We start from the raw sequence: 24,581 nt of genomic DNA, 5'->3' as shown, positions 1-24,581 counted from the left end.
GGTATAGATGCCTGTTGCTATCTTTACGCCATGAAAAATTTTTCGGTTGAAGCGGATGGTGCCCTTTTTGAATTTAATACCATGAATATACAGCGCCTGCAATTATTCCAGGTGTATGTTACGCATAACGGAGAAAAAAAGAGGTTCCATATGCAGGTAAACGAGCAGGGCGATTTTAAAATAACTGATCCGCAATCATGCCCCGAAGAATATCACCGTACTGAGGAGCAGCTTAGCAAAGCGATACAAATTTACGGCAAACCTTAATTGAACGATCGCCTGAACTCCAGTGGAGATAGGTTGGTTTTGGTTTTAAACAGCCTGCTGAATGATTGTGAATGCTCAAACCCCAGGGCATAAGCTACCTCACTCACACTTAAATTGGTGGTCGACAGTTTTTCCTTCGCCTTTTCTATCAGTTTATCATGTATGTAGTGCTGCGCGTTTTGCCCGATCAGGTTACGCAGCATATCGCTCAAATAACTTGGTGACAGGTTTAAATGCTCTGCCAGGTAGGCAACCGTTGGCAAACCGCGGTTTAGTGTAGCTTCATTGTTAATATAATCGTTCAATATATCTTCCAGCTTTTGCAGCAGATCATTATTCACCGCCTTGCGGGTAATAAACTGGCGTTTATAAAACCGATTGGCATAATTCAATAACAACTCGATCTGCGAAATCACCACATCCTGGCTAAAATCATCAATGCGGCTTTTCAACTCCGTTTCAATCATCTTAAATATTTCGATGATCGTGTTTTTCTCCTCTTCGGCCAGATGCAGCGTTTCATTAATTGAATAGGAAAAGAAACCGTACTGTTTAATACTCTTGGCCAGGGGATAGCCCAAAAAGAAATCAGGATGGATAAGTAAGGTATAGGCAGAGCATACGCTCGCATCATTATTATTATTATTGCCAATAACCTGCCCCGGCGAAGCGAACAGCAATCCGCCTTCATCAAAATCATAATAGCTTTGGCCGTATTTTAGCCTGCCGCCTACCTTGGGCTTGTATGATATTTTATAAAAGCTTAGCACATGATGCCTGAACGGCTCAACAGGAGTATGAGCACCATTTAACAAACTAATTAGCGGGTGCAGGGGTTTGGGTAAACCAAAAGCCTGGTGCGCCTCTGTTAATGATGCTATTTTATAAGGGCCGTTCTCTTCTTTTTTCATAGCTCAGTACATTTAAAAAATGATAACCGATAATATTTAAATATCGGTTATCATTAACGTTTTATCAATAAAATATTGTTTGTTATTTGGGCTGACCCTGTGCCGCGTTTGAAACATCAGCCCATTCTTCCCAGGTTGCCAGGCGCTCCTGATAAGCAGCGCGCACCCACGGCAGGCATTGACTGCCTAAAAAGAAACGTAACGGTGGGGTTTCAGCATCTACAATTTTAAATATCGCCTCAGGTGTAGCTTCCGGGTCGCCTCTTTGCATTGATCTTAAACCGCCAAAAAATTCCTCTTTGAACTCAGTATAAATGTCAAGCCCTGCCGAAAACTTTAATGACTCCTGGCTGCCAAACTCTGTAGCGTAGGCACCGGGCTCAATAATGGTTACTTTGATGCCAAACTGCTTTATTTCGGCAGCCAGGCTTTCATGTATGGCCTCAAATGCCCACTTTGATGAACTGTAATAGCCAATTACAGGCAACGTTACATGCCCAAGGTTGCTTGAGGTGCCCAAGATGTGCCCGCCGCCTTGTTTGCGCAGCAGCGGCAATGCCGCCTGTATAACTGTTACCGGGCCTATAATATTAGTTTCGTAAAGCGCACGGATATCATCGGCGCTGGCCTCTTCAACGGTGGCCACAAGGGAGTAACCGGCATTGTTAAGTACAATATCAAGCCTGCCAAAATGGGCATGGGCCTGCTCAACAGTTGCTTTAGCCTGCGCGGCGTTGGTAACGTCAAGCTCGAGCGTTAACACGTTATCGCCATATTTTTCTTTCAGATCGGCAATGCTTTCCAGCTTGCGCGCGGTAGCGGCTACTTTGTCGCCACGCTTTAATGCGGCCTCTGCCCAAACCCGGCCAAAACCGCGCGATGAACCGGTTATAAACCATACTTTATTAGTTGCACCTGATTGCGTGCCTGAACTTTCATTTTGATGTGCCATAATTTTATTTTTAATGATAATCAAAGTTCAGCATGTACAGCCGGTTACTTGTACCTTAATTGCGGGAGTTTGTAACCAAACCGGGGATGTTTAACGATCCAATAAAATACCTTAGGATCTGAAAAAATTCAGGAAAGAAAAATCCGGGTCGCGCATTTTTATTTCATTCCGGCCCGATTCATCCTGCGCCTGTTTGGCATAAACAAACATTTGTTGTTCATAATCATCAATGGCATCTTGTATGGTTTTAAATGTATCGCCGGTCAGGTTGTTTGACAGGATCAGCGCATCAACCAGGCCGGTGTTTACGCCCTGCCCGGCAAAAGGCGGCATCAGGTGCGCGGCATCGCCGATTAATGTTATAGGTAACGGGCGGTTGTTTTTCCAGGATTTCTCTAAAGATATTTTTTTGGTCGGTAAACCTACAAACAGCGTTGTTGAGCGGAATAAGTGCATATAGCGCTCATTCCAACCGGTAAACCTGGCAGTAAGAAATTCAATAGTGCTATTTGTATCCTTAAAGTTTAACTGACTGTTAGCCCGGTCTTTCGGGCTTTTAAAAATGATGCCATAAGTTAAAGCACCATTATTATAAGGGTTGGCCACTAATAAAGTACCCCGGTGTGCAGTCATTAACCGGTTGCCATCGCATAGCTTAAAAAAATCAGGGCACCTTGTTTCAGGCTCGGGTACATCACCCTGAATAATGATTGTGCCGGTTTCTTCAACAACAGCATCTGTTACATATTTCCTCACTGCCGACATGCCGCCATTAGCGCCGATCACCACATCGGCCACAGCATCGGGCCGGTCCTCAAAATGCAGCAGCCATTTGTTGTTAAGTTCATCCAGTCCGGTAAATTTACTGTCCCACATAACGGTGTCATCCATTAAACTCCCCAATAATAATGCTCTCAGATCGTTCCGGTTGATCTCCGGGTTGTCATACTGATTTTCGGGAGTTGGTTTTCTAACAGATAATACCTTGCCGTGTTGGTCGGCAAAAGTTATCCCCATGGGTAAAGCGATGTCGTAATAGTTTTTGAGCAGCCCGGCTTGCTGCAGGGCTTTTTGCCCGGAGTGTTTATGCAGATCAAGCGTGCCGCCCCATATCCTTGCCTGCGGGTTTTTATCCCTTTCGTAAACGGTTACGCTGACGCCTTTTTGCTGTAGCAGCCTTGCCATGGTAAGGCCAACCGGTCCGGCGCCAATGATGGCCACTTTTTTGTTTTTTAGTAGCATGATTTTGCATTGTTAATACAATACAAAATTGAGCAACGCTGCTATATCAGGCTTGTACAAATGCGACAAAATCATCGCCATTAAGCGGCTTACCCTGCTTTGCCTTGCGTGCGAAGGCAGCGGGCGTGGTGCCGCTGTAGCGTTTAAATTCCCTGCTCAGGTGGGCTTGGTCAGTATAGCCAAGCTCATGTGCCAGGCCGGCAAGGCTGGCATCCGGATAAATCCATAAATGGTTGCGCACCTGCTCAAAGCGCATCAGTGCCGATACATCCTTAACCGTATGCCCTGATGATCTTTTAAAATTTCGCTCCAGCGTACGTACCGTTGCATGTGCCTCTGCCGCTATGCGGCTTACCGGCCGGGTGCCCCTGGCCATAATCATGGCATCACCTGCCTTATACAGCATATTGCCGCTGGCTGGCTCTGTTACGGCGTTTGTAAAAAATTGTGTAACAATGTTTATAGCACCGGCTATGTTGCCAGCCTGCATACAGGTATTGAGTTGAGGCTGAAGCCCTGCGATAGGGTGCTCAAACACACGTAAACTATCTTTACCCGGGGGCAAACCGAGCAGGTCAAACACCGTCCAGGGGAAGCAGCGGATACCGATGATCTGTAATTGATTTTGGGTATAAAAATGCGCCGGCTTGTTAAGCAGTCCCATCATAAATGGTGATGGCAATGGTTGCATGTAGCCACTCGATGTAAGGCTGTAAAGCTCACCAAAGTAAAAAATGATCTCGGCATAGCCATCAGGCATCACCTCAAAAGTTGTTGGCGAGGTACCAAAATTATTGCTGTTGTGCCAAAAGCATTTTATAGTACCCTGTAATTCGTTAGGTACTTTAAATTCCTGGTGCCGCATTGTTAAAGGTAACATTTACAGCGCGGGTTAACTACGCTGTAGGTGCTTTGCCAAACTTCTTTTTAAAGGAATGCGAAAAATGGGAGAGGCTTTCAAAGCCAAGATCGAGATAAATGGCGGATGGTTTTCTTTTTTTCTCTTCAATAAGATGGCGGGCTTCCATCAATCTTTTTTCCTGCAGCCAATGCCGCGGGGGCATACCAAACGCTTTTTGAAAGTCGCGTTTAAAACCGGCAAGGCTCCTGCCGGTAAGCCGTGCAAACTTTTCGACAGGTACATTAAAATGGAAATTGCTGAGCATGAATTTTTCCAGATCAATTTTATATGGTTCAGAAAAATCGAACAAAAAGTTCTTCAGTTCAGGCATAATATGCAGCAGCAACAGCACAACCTCCTTAACTTTCAGCATCCCTACCGCGTCAGTTATTCTTTCTTCTGAATGGCGTACATAGGGCAGCACTGATTGAAAGAAGGCCTGCAGAAAATCATTGGCGGGTAGAAGGATGTTTGGTGGGCCAACGTATCTTTTTTCCGTTTCTATATTGCTTTCCAGCGCTATCTGCCTGAGCATATCCTCCTTTAAGCAAATAACAATGGTTTGATATTGTTCGCCGTTCAACGGGGTTTTGGTAAGTTCGCCCAATTGGTTTCTGCGTATCAGCAACATCTGCCCGGTTTCCATCGAAAATTTTTCGGTAGCCGTTTCCATAGCAAACCTGCCCGACACCTGCATTACCAGGGTGGTATGTTCTAAAAATGCTACCTTATCCTTACGTACCGATGAGTAGTAGGAATAAAATAGTACTCCGGGAATTATTTCGGTCGGGTTTGTCATTTCTCGTAAATATATAAAACAAGCGGGGCTTTGTTCAGCCCCGCTTGTTATTAACGTTGCAGGTAGGTGCTGCCCAATATGGCACCCGGAGCAAAGTGTGTGTTAAGAATTTCTGCTTCCTCAGCAGTGAATGTTATATCCATAGCCTGCAGGTTTTCAGGCAGCCTTGTTCTGCGGCTCATACTTACCAACGGCATAATATGCTCGCCCTGCGCGTTAACCCAGGCAATGGCCAGTTGGGTAGGGGTATAGCCCTTGTCCTTAGCTATTTGCTTAAATATCTCCACCTTCTCCAGGTTTTTGATCAGGTTATCGCCCTGAAAGCGTGTAAAATGGTTATGGTAGTCATCAGCCGCCAGCGGTGCTTTCATTTCTCCGGTTAGTAAACCCTCGGCGGTATTGGCAAAGGCCACCACGCCAATGCCTAATTCTTTAGCGGTAGGCAGCAAGTCGCTCTCAATCTGCCTATCAGCCAGCGAATAACCTATCTCCAGGGCGGTTACCGGGTGTACGCTGTTAGCTTTGCGTAATTGATCTGCCGTAATTTCAGATACGCCCAGGTAGCGCACCTTCCCTTCTTTTATCAGGTCGGCAACCGTACCGATAACGTCCTCAACCGGCACGCTGTTATCCAGGCGGCATGGCTGATAAAGGTCAATGGTATCTATACCCAAACGCGTTAATGAGTAATTGATAAAGTTTTTGATGGCTATCGGGCGAAGATCTAAACCAAGCCATTGGCCGGCATAAAATATAGCGCCAAACTTTACGCTGATAAAAGCATCATCCCGGCGGCCTTTTATAGCCTTGCCTACAAGTAATTCGTTATGGCCGGCACCATAAAAATCGCCGGTGTTTAAAAAGTTGATACCACTGTCAAGGGCTTGCTGTATGGTGGCGATGCTTTCATTTTCATCATTAACGGGGCCTCCCCAAACGGATGACATGCGCATGCAGCCTAACCCGAGTTTAGATACAAGCGGGCCGTTTTGGCCAAGGTGTATTTTTGATATGTTTTTCATTGTTGATAATTTGTTTATTAACTATACAAATATCAACTCTTTATATTTTGTTGTATTACGTGTACGGCTCAAGTTACTTGCCTGGGTGGCTCATAGAAATATCTGTCAAAAAGGTAGTTAATAAATAAAATGATTTTACAGCCAACAAAAAAGCCCCTTTAAAAAGGGGCTCGTATATATTATAGCAGGTGCTTTAGCTGTATCAGTTCTTTTTCTTCAAGGTGTCGCCAGCGGCCGCGCGGCAAATCCTTTTTGGTAAGGCCGGCGTACACCACCCTGTCAAGCTTAACTACCTCGTAGCCTAATGATTCAAATATACGGCGCACAATGCGGTTTTTGCCGCTGTGTATCTGTATACCTATCTCGCGTTTGGTACCACCCTGAACGTAGGATACCGAATCGGGCTTAATAAAGCCATCTTCCAGTTCAACCCCGAATTCTATCTTGTTAAGGTCGCCTTGGGTAAGGCCTTTGCTTAATTCAACCTGGTAAAGCTTAACAATGTTGCTGCGCGGGTGCGAAAGCTTATCGGCAAGGTCGCCGTCATTGGTCATCAGCAATAAACCTGTTGTATTACGGTCAAGGCGGCCAACCGGGTAAATACGCTCTTTGCTGGCCTTTTCAACCAGGTGCATTACGGTACGGCGTTCCTGCGGATCGTCGGTAGTAGTAATATAGTCTTTAGGTTTGTTCAGCAGTACGTAAACCATTTTTTCGCGCTTAAGGGTTTCGCCGTTATAGCGAACAACATCCTTGGCGGGATCAACCTTAAAGCCCAGTTCTGATATTACTTCGCCGTTTACTGATACCACACCGGCCTCAATTAATTCATCAGCCTTACGGCGTGAGCAAATGCCTGCATTGGCTATGTAACGGTTCAGCCTGATCAGGCCATCATTTTCTTTTTCCTTTGGCTCGGCCGGGTTTTTACGGCCGCGCATGGTTCTTACCGGTGCATCACTGCCTTCGTTGTTATCACGATTGCGCGTGCGGCGGTCATCTCTTTCGCGGTAAGGTTTATCCTTAAAGTCTGAGTTTTCGCGTTTTTTAAATCCGCCTTCGCTACGGCCACGGGTGCCTCTGTCGCCGCCAAAACTTCTTTGTGGCCTGTCGCCATCAGTTGGGCGGCCACTGTATGGCTTCGGTCGTGATGATGAGAATGGTTTTTTATCGCCATATTCATTACCCTCGCTGCTGCTGCGTTTTGGCCTGTCGGTCGGTTTATCGCTTCGTGATGAGAACGGCCTGTCGCCGCGTGAGGCAAACGGCTTATCACCACGGGGTGAAAACGGTTTGTCGCCACGTGCCGAAAAGGGCTTGCGGTCGCCGGTTTTGTCTTTGTCAAACTTTTTTGAGGGATTGTAGTTATCACCTTTGTCACTTTTTGCGGAGAATTTACCGCGTGACCCGGATGATGGTCTTCTTGAGTCATCACCTTTTGAGAACTTGTTTGGTGATCTGTTGGACTTGTCGTCGCGACTGTTCCCTGGTCTTTTAAATACCATAATTTTTTGTTTTACGCTTCGCAGCGGAGGAACAAAGGTAGTGTTTTTAAACAGATTTTACAAGTTTTTATATGGGCGCAAAAACCGTGTTTAACAGTACTTTACAGCCGATTTTTAGCGGTTTTAAAAACGCCCAAAACACTAAGTAAAATGTAAGTATTTGATAATGTGATTTATATAACGTACTTTTGCACCAAGTTTTACATATTGTACACTAAATGGTAAAAAAAGGAATGACAAAAAAACACTTAATTACGTGCTCCGTAATGTTGGTGGTAGTTATCATTTCGGCTTTTGATCTTTCTAATGCAACAGTAGTTAAACGGCCAAGTGTAGCGCATAACGCAACCCGGTTCGCGTTGATTGAACCGCCCAAAGATGAGGTTGCCGATTATAGTTTTGCCGAAGAAAATTTGCCTGTTGAAAATAAACGGGTGAACCGCAAAATGAGCTATTCGCTGTGGATGCATTCTTATACAAAAGTTCAGTCGAACATTCTGCATATAAAGGCAGAGAAACTATTTCCGGTGATTGTGCCGATACTTGAAAAGTACGGTATTCCCGAAGACTTTAAATACCTCCCGTTGGTTGAGTCGGGCCTTCGCGAAGGTACTTCACGCAAGGGTGCCCGTGGCCCGTGGCAGTTTATGCCGGGTACCGCGCGCAGCTATGGCTTAAAAGTTAGCAAAAATAAGGATGAGCGCTTAAACCTGCGTAAATCAACCGTTGCGGCATGCAAGTATTTAAATGAATTGTTTGATGAGTTTGGTAGCTGGACGCTGGCTGCCGCCGCATACAATAATGGCTCAATTAAACTGGTGAGGGCTATGCATAAACAACATGAGGAAAATTATTTCCGTATGCACCTTAACCACGAAACCGGTATGTATGTTTATAAACTGGTGGCCATGAAACAAGTTATTGAAAACCCTGAGAAGTATGGGTATAAAGAGTTTTACGCACAGGCAGTTACAAATACCGACCTGATGACGTTTAATTAACTATTACCATTTACGGAGCACAAGTAAGCCTGCCTTTATGTATTAAGGGCAGGCTTTTATTTTTATCAAAATCGCTCTTCCATCAATTCCTTACCGGCGGCAACACCGGCCATGGTACCGCTCGCCACCGCTGCCGAAACAGCACGCATAGGCGAGGTGCAATCGCCGCTGGCAAATATGCCCTGAACGCTGGTTTTTTGTAACATATCTACCTTAATATAACCTTGTTCGGTAAATTCATACCCAATTTTTTCAGCAATATCGGTGTGTTGTATAAAGGGTAAACGGGCATACAGCGCTTTTAATGCTAAGCTTTCGCCGTTACTTAATTGTAGCTTATTAATATAGCCATCCTGGTGTTCAACCCCGGTTATGTTAGCTTCAATAATATTGATGTTATTTCTGTTTAATACCTGTTGTTGCTCCCCGGTAAAGGTGGCTTTGCCATTGGTAAAAACGGTTAACTTATTAGTCCAGTTTGATATGAGTTTAGCCAGATCATAGCCTATATCTCCATTAGCTAAAATGCCGGTTTCCTCATCACGGTACTCATAGCCATGGCAGTAGGGGCAGTGTATAATAGATATCCCCCAGCACTCGGCAAAACCTGCAATATCAGGAAAAATGTCTTTTATCCCTGTAGTAATGATAACCTTTTTGGCTTGATAAGTCTTATCGCTCTCTGCTAATGTTAATTCAAAATTATTGTTGCTGCCGGTAAGTGTAGTGGCTGTACCGTTAAGGTATTTAACATTTGGGTAGGCCAGCACATCCTTTTTGGCAGCGGTGTGCATGTCAGCCGGTGTCCAGCCATCGTGCATAATAAAGTTGTGCGAGTGTGGTGTTTGGCGGTTACAGGGCTTGCCGCTATCTATAATTAAAGTATTGAATAACGAGCGGCCCAAAGCCATACCGGCAGACAGCCCCGAGTTACTGCCGCCAATAATGATGACATCAAATTTCGTTTGTGGTTCCATGTTTAACAGGTATAATAAAGTTTATGATGTGGATATGATAAAACCGAACGCCAAAAAATACGGCATGGGGGTTAGCCATGCCGCAGTTTTTGATCTGTATTTTTATTGTTGATTGATGAACGATTTACCGCCCCGATTTATTGTAACGATGACCCACTTAAATCCTTGTAAATTTCGAGGGCGTTGTTTTTGCTATCCTCAATAGCCCACTCGGCCATTTCAAACAAAACTTTTTTCAGCTTTTCGCCTGCGGGTGTAAGCGTATAGGTAACATACGGCGGCACCACCGGCTTTGCCTCACGGATGAGCAGCTTATCAGCTTCCAGTTGTTTAAGGTGCTGTATCAGCATTTTTTCGGTAATGGCGGGTATGGCGCGACGCAGCTCGTTATAACGTTTTGTGCCTGATAGTAAATGATAGAGAATAATGGGTTTCCAATATCCGCCTATCTTTTCCATAATATAAGTTACGGGGCATTGCTCAAGGGCAAAGCCCTTGTTCTCCTGTATGGTTGATGCTTCTTTAATGGCTGTCATGCTGATACATACTTTAGGGTAAGTACTTGTATAAAAGTAAGTGCTAATATAGCTTTGTTTCATCAAAACAAAAAATAAAAACATCATGAAAATCATTGTAACAGGATCATTAGGAAACATCAGCAAACCATTGGCCCAACAACTTATCGCCGCAGGGCACCAGGTAACTATAATTAGTAGCAATAACGATAAAATAGCCGGGATAGAACAACTTGGTGCACAGGCGGCTATCGGCTCATTAAATGATGCCGCATTTCTCACCCAAACATTTACCGGTGCCGATGCTGTATATGGCATGGTGCCGCCCAATTTTGGTAACGGCAATATGCGCGAGGGGATTAACAAGGTAGGCCAGGCTTATGCCGAAGCCATCAAAGCATCGGGTATAAATAAGGTAGTATTTTTAAGCAGCATAGGCGCGCATCTGGATAGCGGCACCGGGCCGATAGCCGGTTTGCACGATGTGGAGCAGCTACTTAACCAGCTTGATGGCGTGGCTATAAAATATCTGCGCGCCAATATGTTCTATTATAATTTATTTAATGATATACCGCTGATTAAACAGGCCGGTATCATTGGCTCGAACTATCCCGCAGGTACAAGGCTGGTGATGGTACACCCTGCTGATATAGCCGATGCCATAGCCGAAGCTTTACAACAACCATTTGAGGGTAAAACCATCAGCTACGTAGCCAGCGACGACCGCACTACTACCGACATAGCCAGATTATTAGGCGCAGCCATAGGCAAGCCCGAACTACCCTGGGTTGAATTTACCGACGAGCAAGCCTACGAGGGCATGGTACAAGCGGGCTTACCGCCAGAGGTTGCCAAAAACTACGTGGAAATGGGCACCGCCGTACGCAAAGGCATCCTGTGGACAGACTTTGATCAGCAGAAAACTCAGTTACATAATCGTAAATTAGAGGATTTTGCGAAAGAGTTTGCGGAGAAATTTAATGGTTAATAGCTATTCAGTTCTAACAAAAAAACGCCGCTCAATTTGAGCGGCGTTTTTATTATAAAAGCTTTATGCTTTGGTCTTTTAGCTTTCGGCTTATTTAAACTTGTTGCTTGCGTATGATGTTTAACGCGCCGCCTGCTTTAAACCACTCAATTTGCTGAGCATTGTAAGTGTGGTTTACCGGGAAGCTGTCTTGCGTGCCATCAGTGTGGTGCAATACAACGGTAAGTTGTTTGCCCGGTGCAAATTCGGTTAAACCCAGGATATCGATCTTATCATCTTCCTGTATTTTTTCGTAATCAGCCGGATCAGCAAAGGTGATACCCAACATACCTTGTTTTTTAAGGTTGGTTTCGTGTATACGGGCAAATGATTTTACCAGTATGGCACGTACACCCAGGTGGCGGGGCTCCATGGCCGCGTGCTCACGAGATGAACCTTCGCCATAGTTTTCGTCGCCTACAACTACAGTACCAATGCCATGCGCTTTGTAATCGCGCTGGGTAGCAGGTACCGGACCGTACTCGCCGGTTATGGCGTTCTTAACGCTATCGGCACTATTGTTAAAATAGTTGATAGCGCCAATCAGCATGTTGTTTGATATATTATCCAGGTGACCACGGAACTTTAACCATGGGCCCGCCATTGAAATATGGTCGGTAGTACATTTACCTTTAGCCTTGATCAGCAGTTTCAGGCCTTTAAGGTCTGTACCTTCCCACGGTGCAAACGGATCAAGCAGTTGTAAACGTGCTGATGTCGGGCTAACAATTACCTCAACACCGCTGCCGTCTTCGGCTGGTGCCTGGTAACCGGCATCCTCAACGTCAAAGCCTTTTACCGGTAGCTCGATGCCTTGTGGCTCGTCAAACTTAACGGCTTCGCCATTTTCGTTTACCAAAGTATCCGTTAACGGGTTAAAGGTCAGGTCGCCCGCGATAGCAAAGGCGGTAACAATTTCAGGTGATGCCACGAACGCGTGTGTGTTCGGGTTACCGTCCTGGCGTTTAGCAAAGTTACGGTTGAAGGAGGTAATGATAGAGTTACGGCGTGTAGGATCGTCGGTATGACGGGCCCACTGACCGATACACGGACCGCAGGCGTTAGCCAGCACCACACCACCCATCTGGGCAAAGGTATCAAGGTAGCCATCACGGTCAACCGTGTAACGTACCTGCTCTGAACCCGGGGTGATGGTAAATTCAGCCCTTGTTTTCAGTTTTTTATCAATAGCCTGCTGGGCGATAGAAGCCGAACGGGTAATATCCTCATAAGATGAGTTGGTACATGAACCTATCAAGCCAACCTCCAATGTAGTAGGCCAGTTGTTCTCTTTAACCGCGGTAGCGAATTTTGAGATAGGCCATGCCAGATCCGGAGTGAACGGACCGTTTACATGTGGTTCAAGCTCGCTCAGGTTAATGTCAATCACCTGGTCAAAATACTGCTCAGGATTAGCGTAAACTTCGTCGTCGCCGGTTAAGTGTTCGGCAATAGCGTCAGCAAGTTCAGCAATATCAGCACGCTTGGTACCTTTAAGGTAAGCGGCGGCTTTTTCGTCATAACCGAAGATTGAGGTGGTAGCACCAATTTCGGCACCCATGTTACAGATAGTACCTTTACCGGTTGCTGAAAGTGAACGTGCACCTTCACCAAAATATTCAACTATAGCGCCTGTACCACCTTTAACGGTAAGTATACCGGCAACTTTCAAAATAACATCCTTGGCAGAAGCCCAGCCTGATAATTTACCGGTTAGGTTAACGCCAATCAGTTTCGGGAATTTTAGCTCCCACGGCAGGCCTGCCATAACGTCGCAGGCATCAGCACCACCAACACCAATGGCAATCATGCCTAAACCACCTGCGTTAGGCGTGTGTGAGTCGGTACCGATCATCATACCACCCGGGAATGCATAGTTCTCTAAAACTACCTGGTGAATAATACCCGCGCCGGCTTTCCAGAAACCGATGCCATATTTATCAGATACTGATGAAAGGAAATCGTAAACTTCTTTATTTACATTATTGGCAGTGTTAAGGTCATCAACAGCGCCAATTTTGGCTTGAATCAAGTGATCGCAATGTACGGTTGAAGGTACGGCCACTTTTGGGCGACCGGCTTGCATAAATTGCAACAGCGCCATTTGCGCGGTAGCATCCTGCATGGCAACACGGTCAGGTGCAAAGTCAACATAATCAGTACCGCGTGTGTAGGCCTGCGCTGCTTCTCCGCCTGAAAGGTGTGCGTATAAAATTTTCTCGGTTAAAGTAAGTGGTTTACCTGTAGCTTTACGGGCAGCCTCAACGCGGCTTCCGTAACGCTCGTAAACCTTTTTGATCATATCAATATCAAAAGCCATTATAATTTGATCTTAAGGTGAGTAAAATAGCAAGACTAAACCCTTGCTGCTTTTAGCGGCGAATTTACAAAATATAAACACTAAAAGCTGTCAGCGGTTTGTACAAATGTTATTTGGATATATTCTAAATAAATGATAATTTATTTTGTAGATCAGGATATTGTCTGACTTGCCTGTTGCTTTTCAAACATTAATGAGGGCCCTGTCTTTTATTACAAATAATTAACTTTGATGTTATAAAAAGAGATCGTTATGGCATTGTTTACATCGCGAAAGCAAAAGAAAGATATTAAGGTAAGCTTTAGCGGCGGGTTGCTAAATGTAGAGAGTGACGGCAAAAGCCAGGTATTTCCGCTGGATTGGTACCCCAAGCTGCTCAACGCCACCGAAGAGGAGCAGGCCGATTGGGAACTGACCGGTAATGGCATACGGTGGAATAAGCTTGATGTAGATATTTTGCTTTAATTTGCAGGTGGATGCTAACATTTGAAGATTTTTTTAAAAAGAAGAAGATAGATATTGCGGCCTTGCAACAAGGCGAACCGGCATTATATGGCGAGTTCAGGACCCATTATGATGCCATGGGCGAAAAGAGCTTTGACCATACCAAAAAATACTGGTTCAATAAATTGCGCAGGCAATATCATTTAGCACCTGAAATTAAAGCGGAAAAGCTGCGTGAAGAGAATCAGCTTGCCGAGCAAACCATTGTTGAAACACTGACCACCCCGGCCACGCAGGCACCAAAAGAAGCTGATGGCATAGCCGATGTTCCGGTTACTAAACCCAAAGTGGGCTTTACGCCAAAATTCAGGGCAGCGAATGCGCCCAAACCTGCCGATGATGCGGCACAACCCAAAGCTGATGTTTCGGGAGCGGAGCAACCTGCCGAGGATGCACCGGCAGTAAAACCAAAGATTGGTTTTACGCCGAAATTTCGTGCGGCAAATCCACCCAAGCCTGCCGATGATGCGGCACAACCTAAAGCAGATGTTTCGGGAGCGGAGCAACCTGCCGAGGATGCACCGGCAGTAAAACCAAAGATTGGCTTTACGCCAAAATTCAGGGCAGCGAATGCGCCCAAACCTGCCGATGATGCGGCACAACCTAAAGCAGATGTTTCGGGAACAGGGCAATCAACCGAAGATACTCCGGCAGTAAAACCAAAGATTGGCTTTACGCCAAAATTCAGGGCAGCTAATCCGCCTAAACCTGTTGAGGATGCTACTCAACCTAAAGCAGAGGAAGTGCCTGCTATTGAAGATAAACCCACCGGGGAAATACCGGCAGCAAAACCGAAAATGGGTTTTACGCCGAAATTCAGGGCAGCTAACCCGCCCAAACCTGTTGAGGATACGGCTAAGTCTATAGCAGAGGAATCATCTGCTCCTGAAGATAAACCGGCAGGAGAAGAAGCACCTGCAGTAAAACCGAAGATGGGCTTTACGCCGAAATTTCGTGCGGGGAATGCGCCTAAACCTGTTGAGGATGCTACTCAGTTTAAAGCTGATGAAACAGTTGCGGAAGAAAAGCAAACTGAGGAAAAACCTGCGGAAGAACAACCGGCTGCACCTAAACTTGGGTTCAAACCCCGGTTCCGTACCGGTGGGGCATCAAATACCGATGAGGGTAAACCTGCTGAAAACGAATAATTTAATACTTGTTTAAACATGCAAAACGCGCTATTTTAAGCACCAGCGCCCTGTACCGACGATTTTACAAAGCGATAACACATTTGACATAAATTGCTGTTAACATTGCAACCGAAATGAAAATAGGAATCGTTTGTTATCCAACCTTTGGCGGTAGCGGGGTTGTAGCTACAGAATTAGGCAAGGCACTTGCCGAGCGCGGGCACCAGGTACACTTTATTACCTATAACCAGCCGGTACGCCTCGACTTGTTCTCCGAGAACTTGTTTTACCATGAGGTATCGGTATCAAACTATCCTTTATTTGAGTTTCAACCTTATGAGCTTGCCCTGGCCAGCAGACTGGTGGATGTTGTACGTTTCGAAAAACTTGATGTATTACACGTTCATTATGCCATACCTCATGCTTCCGCCGCATTTATGGCCAAACAAATACTGGCCACTTATGGCATAAGCATACCGGTAGTTACTACCCTGCATGGCACTGATATTACCCTGGTGGGTAAGGACAGGACATTTAAACCGGTAGTGACCTTCTCTATCAATAAATCTGACGGGGTAACATCTGTATCCGAATCACTTAGAAAAGACACTTACGATTTTTTTGAGATAGAGAACGAGATCAAGGTGATCCCAAACTTTATTGATCTTAACCGCTTTAGCTTTAAAGCGAAAGATCATTTTCGGAAGGCTATCGCGCCAAACGGCGAAAGAATATTGGTGCATACCTCTAACTTCCGTAAGGTAAAACGTACCGAGGATGTAGTGCGTATTTTTGCCGAAGTGGTTAAAAAAGTACCGGCCAAGCTATTAATGGTAGGTGATGGCGGCGAACGCTCAGGCTGCGAGCAGTTAGCGCGCGATCTTGGGGTGGCCGATCAAACCCGCTTTTTAGGCAAGCAGGATGCCATTGAGGAGATACTCTCCGTGGCCGACCTTTTCCTGATGCCATCACAATCTGAAAGCTTTGGCCTGGCAGCATTGGAAGCCATGGCCTGCAAGGTGCCGGTAGTCAGCAGCAATACAGGTGGTTTACCAGAACTTAACGTTGATGGCGAAACCGGCTTTTTAAAAGATGTAGGCGATGTGCAGGGTATGGCCGAAGCCTCCATTTATATTTTAGAGGACGAGGAAAGGCTGAAAACCTTTAAAGAGAACGCCCTTGCCCGTGCCAAAATATTCGACCTGAAAAACATTCTACCACAGTATGAGGATTATTATACTGAAGTGGTAGAGCGCAGTAAAGGGTAATTCTTGAATAATTTTATCCTTTTGATAACCCTCCTATACGGTGGAGCCCTCATAAGCTCCGAATAATCCTCCGTGAAGAGGATTTATAAAGAAAAAATCACAGGTTAAAAAAAAGCACAAACCGTTAATAATCTGTATTACCGGCATCAGAAATGCCCGGAGTAGCACAAGCCTTGCCAAAGTACACCCTTTCACCGGGCAGGACGCAGCCGGCGATTTTTGTTTCTTTTGATCGTTCAAAAGAAATTCAGGACAGGTAATGAAGATGCTTTTACGAGTTGTTATTGCTTTAATTAAGCAATTGTGCTTGAATGAATCGTCAGTCTGCTCTTGGCCGCAGGGGCCAGTTACTTTACCTTAGATGCAAAGTAACCAAACATCAAGCCGGAAAAAACCTTCCTCCCACAGGCCATACTCCCTGGCCCGGTTTTCCGGCAGGCCAACGCGCTCTTTTATAAATAAATATATGTCATTTCTCCTCGTACCTCGTCGAGATGACATATATTTTAAAATATCGCTTAATCCCAAACACTATTATTAGCAGTAAGTATCACCGGTTCGCCGCCGGTTACTAAAATGGTATGTTCGTGCTGGGCTACAAAACCACCTTTGTTGCCAATCAGCGTCCAGCCGTCGCTTTGCGTTTCGGCTATGGTTGATGCGGTTGATATAAAGGTTTCAATTGCTACCGTTGAGTTCTTTTTAAAACGGGTAATATTAAAGCGGTCCCGGTAGTTGGCTATCTCATGTGGCTCTTCGTGCAGGCTTCGGCCTACACCGTGGCCGGTCAGGTTTTTAATAACGGTATAGCCGGCTTTTTTAGCTTCGGTTTCAATCAGCAAACCTATATCGGCTATTTTAACGCCGCCCTTTATTTGTGAGATGGCTTTTTTCAGGATCGCTTTTGAAGCATCCACCAGTTTTTGATGGCCGTGAACATCCTCACCTACTACAAATGAGCAGCCATTATCAGCCCAAAAACCATTCATTTCTGCCGAAACATCTATATTGATCAGGTCGCCGCTTTGAATAACCTTTTCGCCCGGTATACCGTGCGCCACCTCACCATTTAAGCTGATGCAGGTATAGCCCGGAAATTTATAAGTTAAATAAGGCGCCGAATGTGCTCCATAGCTCTCTAATAACTTTCCGCCAAATTCATCCAATTCTTTTGTTGTTATACCGGGTACAGCCGCTTCGCGCATTTTTTTTAGCGTGATGGCACATACCTCGCTAATGGCTTTCATCCCGGTTAATTCGTCGTCAGTAGTAATTGACATAGTTGTATCTTATAGTATAAAAATAATATGAACAGGCTCCGGATAATCATAAGAACCGTTCTTTTAAATATTGCCCTGTATATGAGTTTTTCTCTTTAATCAGGTCTTCAGGCAGGCCTTCAAACACTACGTTGCCACCTCTGTCGCCACCTTCCGGACCAATATCTATCACCCAGTCGGCGCACTTGATCACGTCCATATTATGTTCTATCACGATGATGGTATTGCCATGCTCCAGCAGCGCGTCGAATGATTTTAACAGCTTTTTGATGTCGGCAAAATGCAGGCCCGTAGTCGGCTCATCAAATATAAACAGGGTTTTATTTGTATTGTTGCCCTTTACCAGGAACGATGCCAGCTTGATGCGCTGCGCCTCGCCGCCTGATAGCGTGTTTGACGATTGCCCCAACTGCACATAGCCCAAACCAACATCAACCAAAGGTTTTATTTTATTGATGATCTTAGTTTCCTTGGCAAAGAATTCCAAAGCCTCGTCAATCGTCAGGTTCAGTACTTCGGCTACATTCTTTTCATTATAAGTAATATCCAATATATGCTGCTTAAAGCGGTTGCCGTTGCACGCCTCGCAGGTCAGGAATATATCGGCCATAAACTGCATCTCTATCTTCACCTCGCCCTCGCCCTGGCAAACATCGCAGCGGCCACCCTCCACGTTAAACGAGAATGCCGATGGTTTTAAGCCGCCTGCTTTGGCTGCAGGCTGTGAGGCGTAAAGGTTACGTATCTCATCCCAGGCTTTAACGTAAGTAACCGGGTTTGAGCGCGACGAACGGCCTATCGGGTTCTGGTCAACCAGTTCAACTTGCTCAATTTTATTGTAATCGCCCTCAATGGCATCGTAAGCGCCGGTTTGCTCGCCGCTGTAGTTACCTAAGGTTTTTTGCAGTGCCGGGTGCAATATGCGTTTTACCAAACTGGTTTTACCTGAACCTGATACACCTGTTACCACAGTTAGTACCCCTAACGGGAATTTGGCGGTAACGTGTTTCAGATTATTTTCGCGGGCGCCTTTTACAATAATATGGTCGTTCCACTTACGGCGATGCGCAGGTATGGCAATTTCTTCTCTGCCGCTAAGGTAGCGGCCGGTAAGACTATTATCGTCAGTAATTATTTCGCTGTATGTTCCGCTAAAAACCAGGTTGCCGCCATGTGTACCGGCCTCGGGGCCAATATCAATAATATGGTCGGCAGCTTTCATTACTTCTTCCTCGTGCTCAACAACCAGTACCGTATTGCCCACATCACGCAGTGATTTTAGTACGCCTATCAGCCGGTTGGTATCGCGCGGGTGCAGGCCTATGCTTGGCTCATCCAGTACATAAACCGAGCCCACCAAACTACTGCCCAATGAGGTAGCCAGGTTGATACGTTGTGATTCACCGCCCGAAAGCGTGTTCGATAAACGGTTAAGCGTTAAATAACTCAGGCCTACATCATTTAAAAAGTTGAGGCGGTTGGTTATCTCGGTAAGTAAACGACGGCCAATGGTTTCGTCGTGCTCAGATAGTTGCAGGTTACTGAAAAACCGGTAGGCTGTATCCAGCGGCATCAGTACAATATCGGTGATGGATTTACCGTCAATCTTAACATACGATGCATCCTGGCGTAAGCGGCTGCCCTTACACTCGGGGCAGGTGGTTTTGCCACGATAGCGCGACAGTAGTACACGGTATTGTATCTTGTAAGTTTGTTCCTCCAATTCCTTAAAAAAGGCATCAAGCCCCTGGAAATAGCTGTTGCCCTTCCACAACAGTTGTTGCTGCTCAGGTGTTAACTGGTTATATTGGCGATGTATCGGGAAATCAAATTTGATGGCACTTTTAACCAGCCGGTCATTCCACTCGCGCATTTTTTCGCCGCGCCACGGGGCAATGGCACCCTCGTAAACGGTTTTGCTTTTGTCGGGTATAACCAAATCCTCATCAATACCGATCACTTTACCATAACCCTCACACTTTTTGCAGGCACCGTAAGGGTTATTAAAACTAAAAAAGTTTGGCGAGGGCTCCTCAAAGCGGATGCCATCCAGCTCAAAGCGGTCGCAAAAAAAGCGCTCCTGCTCGGCATCTTCATCCGGCTGCTGCCAGCGTACAAAGCAATCGCCCTTGCCCTCAAAAAACGCGGTTTGTATACTATCTCCCAGGCGGCTTACCGTTTCTTCTTCGTTGTTTTTGGTAACACGGTCAATTACTATACGCACATCAAAGGTGGCTGGTTCAGGTTCCGGCTCCGGCTTTTTAGCTTTGCCTTTTTTGGGCTTTTCGTCTATCCCGGTATCTGAAGCAATGCCCTCGTCTTCTATCAGCGCCTCGATGCGGGCTAACTTGCCTTTGTACTCCACCCTTACAAAACCCTTTTGCAGCAATACGGCAAGTTCTTCTTTTAAACTACGGTTGTTATGCGGATGCAGGGGGGCTAAAATGGTTATCTGTGTATCATCGGCCAAAGCCATAATAAAGTTGATCACATCGGTAACGCTGTCTTTTTTTACGATCTGCCCTGATAGCGGCGAATAGGTTTTGCCAATGCGCGAAAATAGCAGTTTCAGGTAATCATATATTTCGGTTGATGTACCTACGGTTGAGCGCGGGTTTGAGGTAATTACCTTTTGCTCAATAGCGATGGCCGGGGCTATACCTTTAATATAGTCTACGTCGGGCTTGTTCATGCGGCCCAAAAACTGGCGGGCGTATGATGACAAGCTTTCAACATAACGGCGCTGCCCCTCGGCATAAAGCGTATCAAACGCCAGCGACGATTTGCCCGACCCCGACATGCCCGTAACCACCACCAGTTTATTTTTAGGTATGGCAACGTCAATATTTTTAAGGTTGTGCACGCGGGCACCTTTTATGATGATATTTTGTTGAGCGTCTTTTTCGGCTTCGTTTATCATATATGGGTTCATGGTAAATAGTTGATAGTTCATAGTAATAAACGTTCTTGCCATGAACTATTAACTATCAACAATCAGCTATAAATAAGAAAGTGCAAAAATCCTAAAATGTTTAGCAAAAAACAAATGAATTGATGTAGGTAAATGTCATTTAAAATAAGGTAGCTTTCAGGAGTTTATTTCAGTAAGGATATAAACAAAAAAGCCATCCCGATTCAGCAAACAGCGTGAGTCAAAATGGCTTTAGTGATGTATCGTATAAAGCTTAATCTTCTTTAACAATTCTTTTTGTGATTGATTTTGAACCTTGCTTTACGGTCAGATAATAAGCGCCGTTTAATGGCAGGGCAAATGCCTTGGTAAACTTGCCGTTGGGGGCTTTATCGGTCCATAATACTTTATTATCGCTGTTTTTAAAGGTTACTTCGGCAGTTACCTTGCTATCGAGGGTAAAACTAAGAATGGTGTTTCCTGTAGAAAAATTCGGCGTAAGGTAAATGCTTTCCAGATCAAGGCTTTTAGCTTCGGGTTTGCCAGTTTTTGCGCTTGCCGCGTTGGGTGCATCAATTACTCGGTAGCTTATATTGGTGCTTATGCCTTCGCTATCTACATTATTATAATTAAAGCTCTGGGTATTGCGGCGATGATAACTAACGGGTAACCTTTCCGAACTAAGTAATGTATATTCAGGAGATGGCCCGTTTATCCAGTTTCTACGGTAATTAAAGGCAATCGCGGGGTCGCCAAGTCTTTTAATATCCAAATTCTTTGCCAGGCTATCAGTCACTAAAACATCGTTATCGCTAAAAAAGCGGATGTCGCCGTTATTCAGATCGCGGCGTTCAATAATAACGTCTGTATCATCACCCTTGCCCCTGCGTTTTATGATGACATGGCGTTTGTTGTCACCATCAAAAAAGCCAAAATGCGCGCCATCATTGCCCGGCAGATAACTTAGCGCCTCGTCGCGTTCTTTGCCTTTAAGCTCTTTAATGTTTTTGCCATTGATGGTGGTATCGCCATCCTTAATACGTACTTCAATGCGTTTGCTTACAATTTTTTCGGTATCCTTTTTTTTATCTTGTGCAGATACCAGCGGCGGTAAACAAATAATGGCCATAAGGCTTAAAGCGAAAATGCTTTCAAAGCCGGGGTTTGATAATAGCTTTTTCATGATGCGTGATCTAAGTATGCGTTTAGTTACACAAAGCTATCAATCAGTTAAATACCAAGTTGTTAAATAAAAAGTATTAATTGTTAAATATTGTTAAATGGCATACCGAAAGGCTTAATTAAAATAAATTTGCAATAAGGATGAAGAAACGGAGTATCGGATTAATAATTGGCCTGATGGGTTTTGCGCTGCTGGGAGTGATGGCCATGCAATTTTATTTTTTACGGCAATCATACTTAATGCAGTCTGAACTTTTTGACCAGACTGTGAACGAGGCGCTCAACAACGTAGCGCACAAGGTGGCCAAGCAGGATGCCATGAAATTTTTAAATGCCAAGGCCAATGATAATGACAGGGTGGTAGCCATTAAACAAAAGCAGATCACCATCACTCAAAACCTAACAGCGGCTCCGGCTAAAAAGAACACCAAAAAGTACAAGCTCGACCAAAAAAAACGGGCGCTGCTGCGTGATAGCCTCAACAGGATGCGCCTGCGCAAAACGCAGGAAGAATTATTGCAGGATGTATATAACTTTAGGATACGTGTTGAGGAATACACCGATGAGTATGGCGATGTGTATGGCCGCATGATACCCGAGGTGGTACGCCGTGATGTTAAACCCGCAAAGCGCGCAAAAAAACCACAAAAGTATGATACGCTGCGCTATGTATATCTTGATCCTCAGTTCGGCAAGCAAATCATATCCGTACCGCGCATTAACCCGTTGTGGCAGCAGGAGCAGGATCATATAAAAAAGGAGCAGCAACTGGCCAAAATAAAACGCCTGCTTGAGGTCGACTCGCTGCAAAGCCTGGCTGTAGCCAAAGCGCCCGAGGTTAAAAGCACATCAAAAACAACGGTGATTGAAAACCTGGCCGAAGAATACAGCAAAACAAACGAGCCGCTTACCAAGCGTGTAAGTAAATTCTGGATAGACTCGCTGCTGCGCTTTGAGCTGCACAATAAAGGCATATACCTGCCTTTTAGCTATGAGGTACTCACCGCTACTAATGACTCGCTGATATTTGCCAATGCCATGGATACCAATAAAGGCACCAAGCCGGTATTTGTAGCATCAAACACTTACCAAACGCCTATTTTTAGCAACGAAATGGTGAACGATCCGGGTAAGATCAGGATAGCGTTTCCGCAAAAAAGCTCACTGATACTGGGCAGGATGGGAGCAAGCATGGCCACTACCGCAGGCCTGTTGTTTGTACTGGTATTCTGCTTCGGGTATACCATATTCTCCATCCTCCGGCAAAAAAAGATCTCGGAAATGAAGATCGATTTTATTAATAACATGACGCATGAGTTTAAAACCCCGGTATCAACTATCATGATAGCCAGCGAGGCGCTGAAGGATGATGAGATGACCGGTGATAAGGCCCGTGTATCTCGCCTGGCTAATATTATATATGAGGAGAATGTGCGCCTGGGCAGCCATATTGAGCGTGTGTTGAACATTGCCCGCCTTGAAAAGGATGATTTTAAGCTCGACACCAAGCCGGTTGATGTAAATGAGATGGTAAGCCTTGTGTTGGATAGCATGGCGCTAAAACTGCAAAAATGCGGCGCGGATGTAACCGTTAACCTTGATGCCGAAAAACCGATGATCATTGCTGATGAGCTGCATTTCTCAAACGTGCTGTATAACCTTATTGATAACGCCATAAAGTACAGCAAGGATGAGCCGGTGATCACCATCAGTACGCTTAACAAAAACGGCAGCATTATCATCAGGGTTGCCGATAAGGGCATAGGTATGGGGCGCGATCAGCAGGCTAAGATATTTGAGCAGTTTTATCGCATACCAACAGGCAACCTGCACGATGTTAAAGGCTTTGGATTAGGCTTGAGTTATGTTAACTCCATTGTTAAAAAGCTTAACGGCACCATTGGCGTACGATCAGAAAAAGAAAAAGGCTCGGAGTTTGAATTGAAATTTCCGTTGGCATAATACCTTACCACCACAATGAAGAAAATATTGCTTGTTGAAGACGACCCTAACCTGGGTTTGCTGTTGCAGGATTACCTGCAACTGAAAGGAAAGTTTGATGTTGTGCTATGCAAAGATGGCGACGAAGGCCTTAAAGCGTTTACCAAAAGCACGTACGACCTGCTGATTCTGGATGTGATGATGCCCAAAAAGGACGGCTTTACCCTGGGTAAGGATATTCGAAAGATAAACCAGCACATCCCCATAATTTTTGCCACGGCAAAGGGCATGATAGAGGATAAAACCGAGGCATTTAACCTGGGTGGCGATGATTATATTACCAAACCTTTTCGTATTGAGGAGTTGCTGCTGCGTATAAACGCCCTTTTAAAACGATCAGAAAACAGCGAAAAGAAGACCGAGGAGCAGCAAACCCAATTTAAAATAGGGCGGTATGATTTTGATTACAAAGGGCAGTCAATAGCTATTGGCGACCATCAGCAAAAGCTTTCAACCAAAGAGGCCGAACTTTTAAGGCTGCTTTGCCTGCGCAAAAACGAGGTGCTTACCCGCGAGGAAGCGCTGCTGCACATTTGGCATGATGATAATTATTTTAACGGCCGCAGTATGGATGTTTTTTTAAGCAAAATACGCAAGTACCTGAAGGATGACCCCAGTGTAGAGATCATTAATGTGCATGGGCGTGGTTATAAGCTGCTTATCAATTAAAACAATTAATAAAATATTATTGTTTAAGTAACGTTTTTGTTATATTGCATATATTAAGACCAGAAAATTAAATTGCCATGAAAATAATGAGGACGTATTACGACTATTATTTCGGCAGCCTTGATAAACTTTTTGAAAAGGTTTGTGCCGCCGGGATATACTAACAAAAAAAGAGCTGTAAGTAATTACAGCTCTTT

Annotated in this window: 21 protein-coding genes; 8 read left to right on the top strand and 13 right to left on the bottom strand. The window is 45.1% G+C overall.

Features of this window, described 5'->3' with window-relative positions:
• Positions 1-30 precede the first annotated feature (30 nt).
• The gene (locus LJ707_RS17025; protein WP_228953256.1) at positions 31-267 is read left to right on the top strand and encodes a hypothetical protein; all 237 of its coding nucleotides are present in this window, start codon (positions 31-33) and stop codon (positions 265-267) included.
• On the opposite strand, the gene LJ707_RS17020 is transcribed toward LJ707_RS17025, so the two are convergent.
• From LJ707_RS17020 to LJ707_RS16990, 7 genes are all read right to left on the bottom strand, one after another.
• Positions 264-1,178 carry an AraC family transcriptional regulator gene (locus LJ707_RS17020; RefSeq protein ID WP_228953254.1) on the bottom strand — a complete coding sequence of 305 codons (915 nt, stop codon included), beginning with the start codon at positions 1,176-1,178 and terminating at the stop codon, positions 264-266. The genes LJ707_RS17025 and LJ707_RS17020 overlap by 4 nt on opposite strands.
• An 82-nt stretch (positions 1,179-1,260) precedes the next feature.
• The gene (locus LJ707_RS17015; RefSeq protein WP_228953252.1) at positions 1,261-2,130 is read right to left on the bottom strand and encodes an SDR family NAD(P)-dependent oxidoreductase; all 870 of its coding nucleotides are present in this window, start codon (positions 2,128-2,130) and stop codon (positions 1,261-1,263) included.
• Between the two features lie 111 nt (positions 2,131-2,241).
• Positions 2,242-3,372: an NAD(P)/FAD-dependent oxidoreductase gene (locus tag LJ707_RS17010; protein ID WP_228953250.1), complete on the bottom strand. Its 1,131-nt coding sequence runs from the start codon at positions 3,370-3,372 to the stop codon at positions 2,242-2,244.
• 46 nt (positions 3,373-3,418) lie between these two features.
• On the bottom strand, positions 3,419-4,252 hold the full coding sequence (locus LJ707_RS17005) for an AraC family transcriptional regulator (RefSeq protein ID WP_228953248.1): 834 nt from the start codon (positions 4,250-4,252) through the stop codon (positions 3,419-3,421).
• A gap of 16 nt (positions 4,253-4,268) precedes the next feature.
• Positions 4,269-5,072 carry an AraC family transcriptional regulator gene (locus LJ707_RS17000; RefSeq protein WP_228953247.1) on the bottom strand — a complete coding sequence of 268 codons (804 nt, stop codon included), beginning with the start codon at positions 5,070-5,072 and terminating at the stop codon, positions 4,269-4,271.
• 50 nt (positions 5,073-5,122) lie between these two features.
• Positions 5,123-6,094: an aldo/keto reductase gene (locus LJ707_RS16995; protein ID WP_228953245.1), complete on the bottom strand. Its 972-nt coding sequence runs from the start codon at positions 6,092-6,094 to the stop codon at positions 5,123-5,125.
• 179 nt (positions 6,095-6,273) lie between these two features.
• On the bottom strand, positions 6,274-7,599 hold the full coding sequence (locus tag LJ707_RS16990; RefSeq protein WP_228953243.1) for a pseudouridine synthase: 1,326 nt from the start codon (positions 7,597-7,599) through the stop codon (positions 6,274-6,276).
• A 233-nt stretch (positions 7,600-7,832) separates the two neighbouring features.
• Between LJ707_RS16990 and LJ707_RS16985 the strand changes: the two genes are divergently transcribed.
• On the top strand, positions 7,833-8,600 hold the full coding sequence (locus LJ707_RS16985; RefSeq protein ID WP_228953241.1) for a lytic transglycosylase domain-containing protein: 768 nt from the start codon (positions 7,833-7,835) through the stop codon (positions 8,598-8,600).
• Positions 8,601-8,665: 65 nt separating this feature from the next.
• Here LJ707_RS16985 and LJ707_RS16980 read toward each other — a convergent pair whose 3' ends face one another.
• Positions 8,666-9,577, bottom strand: coding sequence for an NAD(P)/FAD-dependent oxidoreductase (locus tag LJ707_RS16980; RefSeq protein WP_228953239.1), 912 nt, complete (start codon positions 9,575-9,577; stop codon positions 8,666-8,668).
• Positions 9,578-9,714: 137 nt separating this feature from the next.
• Positions 9,715-10,176 carry a helix-turn-helix domain-containing protein gene (locus LJ707_RS16975; protein ID WP_304610905.1) on the bottom strand — a complete coding sequence of 154 codons (462 nt, stop codon included), beginning with the start codon at positions 10,174-10,176 and terminating at the stop codon, positions 9,715-9,717.
• A gap of 22 nt (positions 10,177-10,198) precedes the next feature.
• Between LJ707_RS16975 and LJ707_RS16970 the strand changes: the two genes are divergently transcribed.
• Positions 10,199-11,080, top strand: a complete 882-nt coding sequence (locus tag LJ707_RS16970; protein ID WP_228953237.1) for an NAD(P)H-binding protein — start codon at positions 10,199-10,201, stop codon at positions 11,078-11,080.
• Positions 11,081-11,174: 94 nt separating this feature from the next.
• On the opposite strand, the gene LJ707_RS16965 is transcribed toward LJ707_RS16970, so the two are convergent.
• The gene (locus tag LJ707_RS16965; protein ID WP_228953235.1) at positions 11,175-13,439 is read right to left on the bottom strand and encodes an aconitate hydratase; all 2,265 of its coding nucleotides are present in this window, start codon (positions 13,437-13,439) and stop codon (positions 11,175-11,177) included.
• Between the two features lie 252 nt (positions 13,440-13,691).
• On the opposite strand from LJ707_RS16965, the gene LJ707_RS16960 reads away from it, so the two are divergent.
• From LJ707_RS16960 to bshA, 3 genes are all read left to right on the top strand, one after another.
• Positions 13,692-13,904 (top strand): DUF2442 domain-containing protein, encoded by a 213-nt coding sequence (locus LJ707_RS16960; RefSeq protein WP_228953233.1) that lies wholly within the window; start codon positions 13,692-13,694, stop codon positions 13,902-13,904.
• A gap of 11 nt (positions 13,905-13,915) precedes the next feature.
• Positions 13,916-15,091 carry a hypothetical protein gene (locus LJ707_RS16955; RefSeq protein ID WP_228953231.1) on the top strand — a complete coding sequence of 392 codons (1,176 nt, stop codon included), beginning with the start codon at positions 13,916-13,918 and terminating at the stop codon, positions 15,089-15,091.
• Positions 15,092-15,207: 116 nt separating this feature from the next.
• Positions 15,208-16,341 (top strand): N-acetyl-alpha-D-glucosaminyl L-malate synthase BshA, encoded by a 1,134-nt coding sequence (gene bshA / locus LJ707_RS16950; protein WP_228953229.1) that lies wholly within the window; start codon positions 15,208-15,210, stop codon positions 16,339-16,341.
• 518 nt (positions 16,342-16,859) lie between these two features.
• On the opposite strand, the gene map is transcribed toward bshA, so the two are convergent.
• From map to LJ707_RS16935, 3 genes are all read right to left on the bottom strand, one after another.
• The gene (gene map / locus LJ707_RS16945) at positions 16,860-17,621 is read right to left on the bottom strand and encodes a type I methionyl aminopeptidase (RefSeq protein ID WP_228953227.1); all 762 of its coding nucleotides are present in this window, start codon (positions 17,619-17,621) and stop codon (positions 16,860-16,862) included.
• A 46-nt stretch (positions 17,622-17,667) separates the two neighbouring features.
• Positions 17,668-20,541 carry an excinuclease ABC subunit UvrA gene (gene uvrA / locus LJ707_RS16940; RefSeq protein WP_228953677.1) on the bottom strand — a complete coding sequence of 958 codons (2,874 nt, stop codon included), beginning with the start codon at positions 20,539-20,541 and terminating at the stop codon, positions 17,668-17,670.
• Positions 20,542-20,806: 265 nt separating this feature from the next.
• Positions 20,807-21,715, bottom strand: coding sequence for a T9SS type A sorting domain-containing protein (locus LJ707_RS16935; protein WP_228953224.1), 909 nt, complete (start codon positions 21,713-21,715; stop codon positions 20,807-20,809).
• Between the two features lie 140 nt (positions 21,716-21,855).
• Between LJ707_RS16935 and LJ707_RS16930 the strand changes: the two genes are divergently transcribed.
• Positions 21,856-23,676 carry a sensor histidine kinase KdpD gene (locus LJ707_RS16930; RefSeq protein WP_228953222.1) on the top strand — a complete coding sequence of 607 codons (1,821 nt, stop codon included), beginning with the start codon at positions 21,856-21,858 and terminating at the stop codon, positions 23,674-23,676.
• Between the two features lie 15 nt (positions 23,677-23,691).
• Entirely contained in the window at positions 23,692-24,384 is a 693-nt protein-coding gene (locus LJ707_RS16925) for a response regulator transcription factor (protein ID WP_228953220.1), read from the top strand.
• Positions 24,385-24,581 lie beyond the last annotated feature (197 nt).

Origin of the sequence: Mucilaginibacter sp. UR6-1 (assembly GCF_020880975.1) — a bacterium.
Lineage (GTDB): Bacteria > Bacteroidota > Bacteroidia > Sphingobacteriales > Sphingobacteriaceae > Mucilaginibacter.
This window is presented reverse-complemented; position numbering and strand designations above follow the sequence as displayed.

Coding starts and splice junctions, on each gene's coding strand:
- LJ707_RS16985 (WP_228953241.1), top strand. CDS start 7,833: ATGACAAAAAAACACTTAATTACGTGCTCCGTAATGTTGGTGGTAGTT.
- LJ707_RS16965 (WP_228953235.1), bottom strand. CDS start 13,439: ATGGCTTTTGATATTGATATGATCAAAAAGGTTTACGAGCGTTACGGA.
- LJ707_RS16935 (WP_228953224.1), bottom strand. CDS start 21,715: ATGAAAAAGCTATTATCAAACCCCGGCTTTGAAAGCATTTTCGCTTTA.
- LJ707_RS16925 (WP_228953220.1), top strand. CDS start 23,692: ATGAAGAAAATATTGCTTGTTGAAGACGACCCTAACCTGGGTTTGCTG.
- LJ707_RS16955 (WP_228953231.1), top strand. CDS start 13,916: ATGCTAACATTTGAAGATTTTTTTAAAAAGAAGAAGATAGATATTGCG.
- LJ707_RS16980 (WP_228953239.1), bottom strand. CDS start 9,577: ATGGAACCACAAACGAAATTTGATGTCATCATTATTGGCGGCAGTAAC.
- LJ707_RS17005 (WP_228953248.1), bottom strand. CDS start 4,252: ATGTTACCTTTAACAATGCGGCACCAGGAATTTAAAGTACCTAACGAA.
- LJ707_RS16960 (WP_228953233.1), top strand. CDS start 13,692: ATGGCATTGTTTACATCGCGAAAGCAAAAGAAAGATATTAAGGTAAGC.
- map (WP_228953227.1), bottom strand. CDS start 17,621: ATGTCAATTACTACTGACGACGAATTAACCGGGATGAAAGCCATTAGC.
- LJ707_RS17015 (WP_228953252.1), bottom strand. CDS start 2,130: ATGGCACATCAAAATGAAAGTTCAGGCACGCAATCAGGTGCAACTAAT.
- LJ707_RS17000 (WP_228953247.1), bottom strand. CDS start 5,072: ATGACAAACCCGACCGAAATAATTCCCGGAGTACTATTTTATTCCTAC.
- uvrA (WP_228953677.1), bottom strand. CDS start 20,541: ATGATAAACGAAGCCGAAAAAGACGCTCAACAAAATATCATCATAAAA.
- LJ707_RS16990 (WP_228953243.1), bottom strand. CDS start 7,599: ATGGTATTTAAAAGACCAGGGAACAGTCGCGACGACAAGTCCAACAGA.
- LJ707_RS17010 (WP_228953250.1), bottom strand. CDS start 3,372: ATGCTACTAAAAAACAAAAAAGTGGCCATCATTGGCGCCGGACCGGTT.
- bshA (WP_228953229.1), top strand. CDS start 15,208: ATGAAAATAGGAATCGTTTGTTATCCAACCTTTGGCGGTAGCGGGGTT.
- LJ707_RS16930 (WP_228953222.1), top strand. CDS start 21,856: ATGAAGAAACGGAGTATCGGATTAATAATTGGCCTGATGGGTTTTGCG.
- LJ707_RS16995 (WP_228953245.1), bottom strand. CDS start 6,094: ATGAAAAACATATCAAAAATACACCTTGGCCAAAACGGCCCGCTTGTA.
- LJ707_RS17020 (WP_228953254.1), bottom strand. CDS start 1,178: ATGAAAAAAGAAGAGAACGGCCCTTATAAAATAGCATCATTAACAGAG.
- LJ707_RS17025 (WP_228953256.1), top strand. CDS start 31: ATGAAAAATTTTTCGGTTGAAGCGGATGGTGCCCTTTTTGAATTTAAT.
- LJ707_RS16975 (WP_304610905.1), bottom strand. CDS start 10,176: ATGAAACAAAGCTATATTAGCACTTACTTTTATACAAGTACTTACCCT.
- LJ707_RS16970 (WP_228953237.1), top strand. CDS start 10,199: ATGAAAATCATTGTAACAGGATCATTAGGAAACATCAGCAAACCATTG.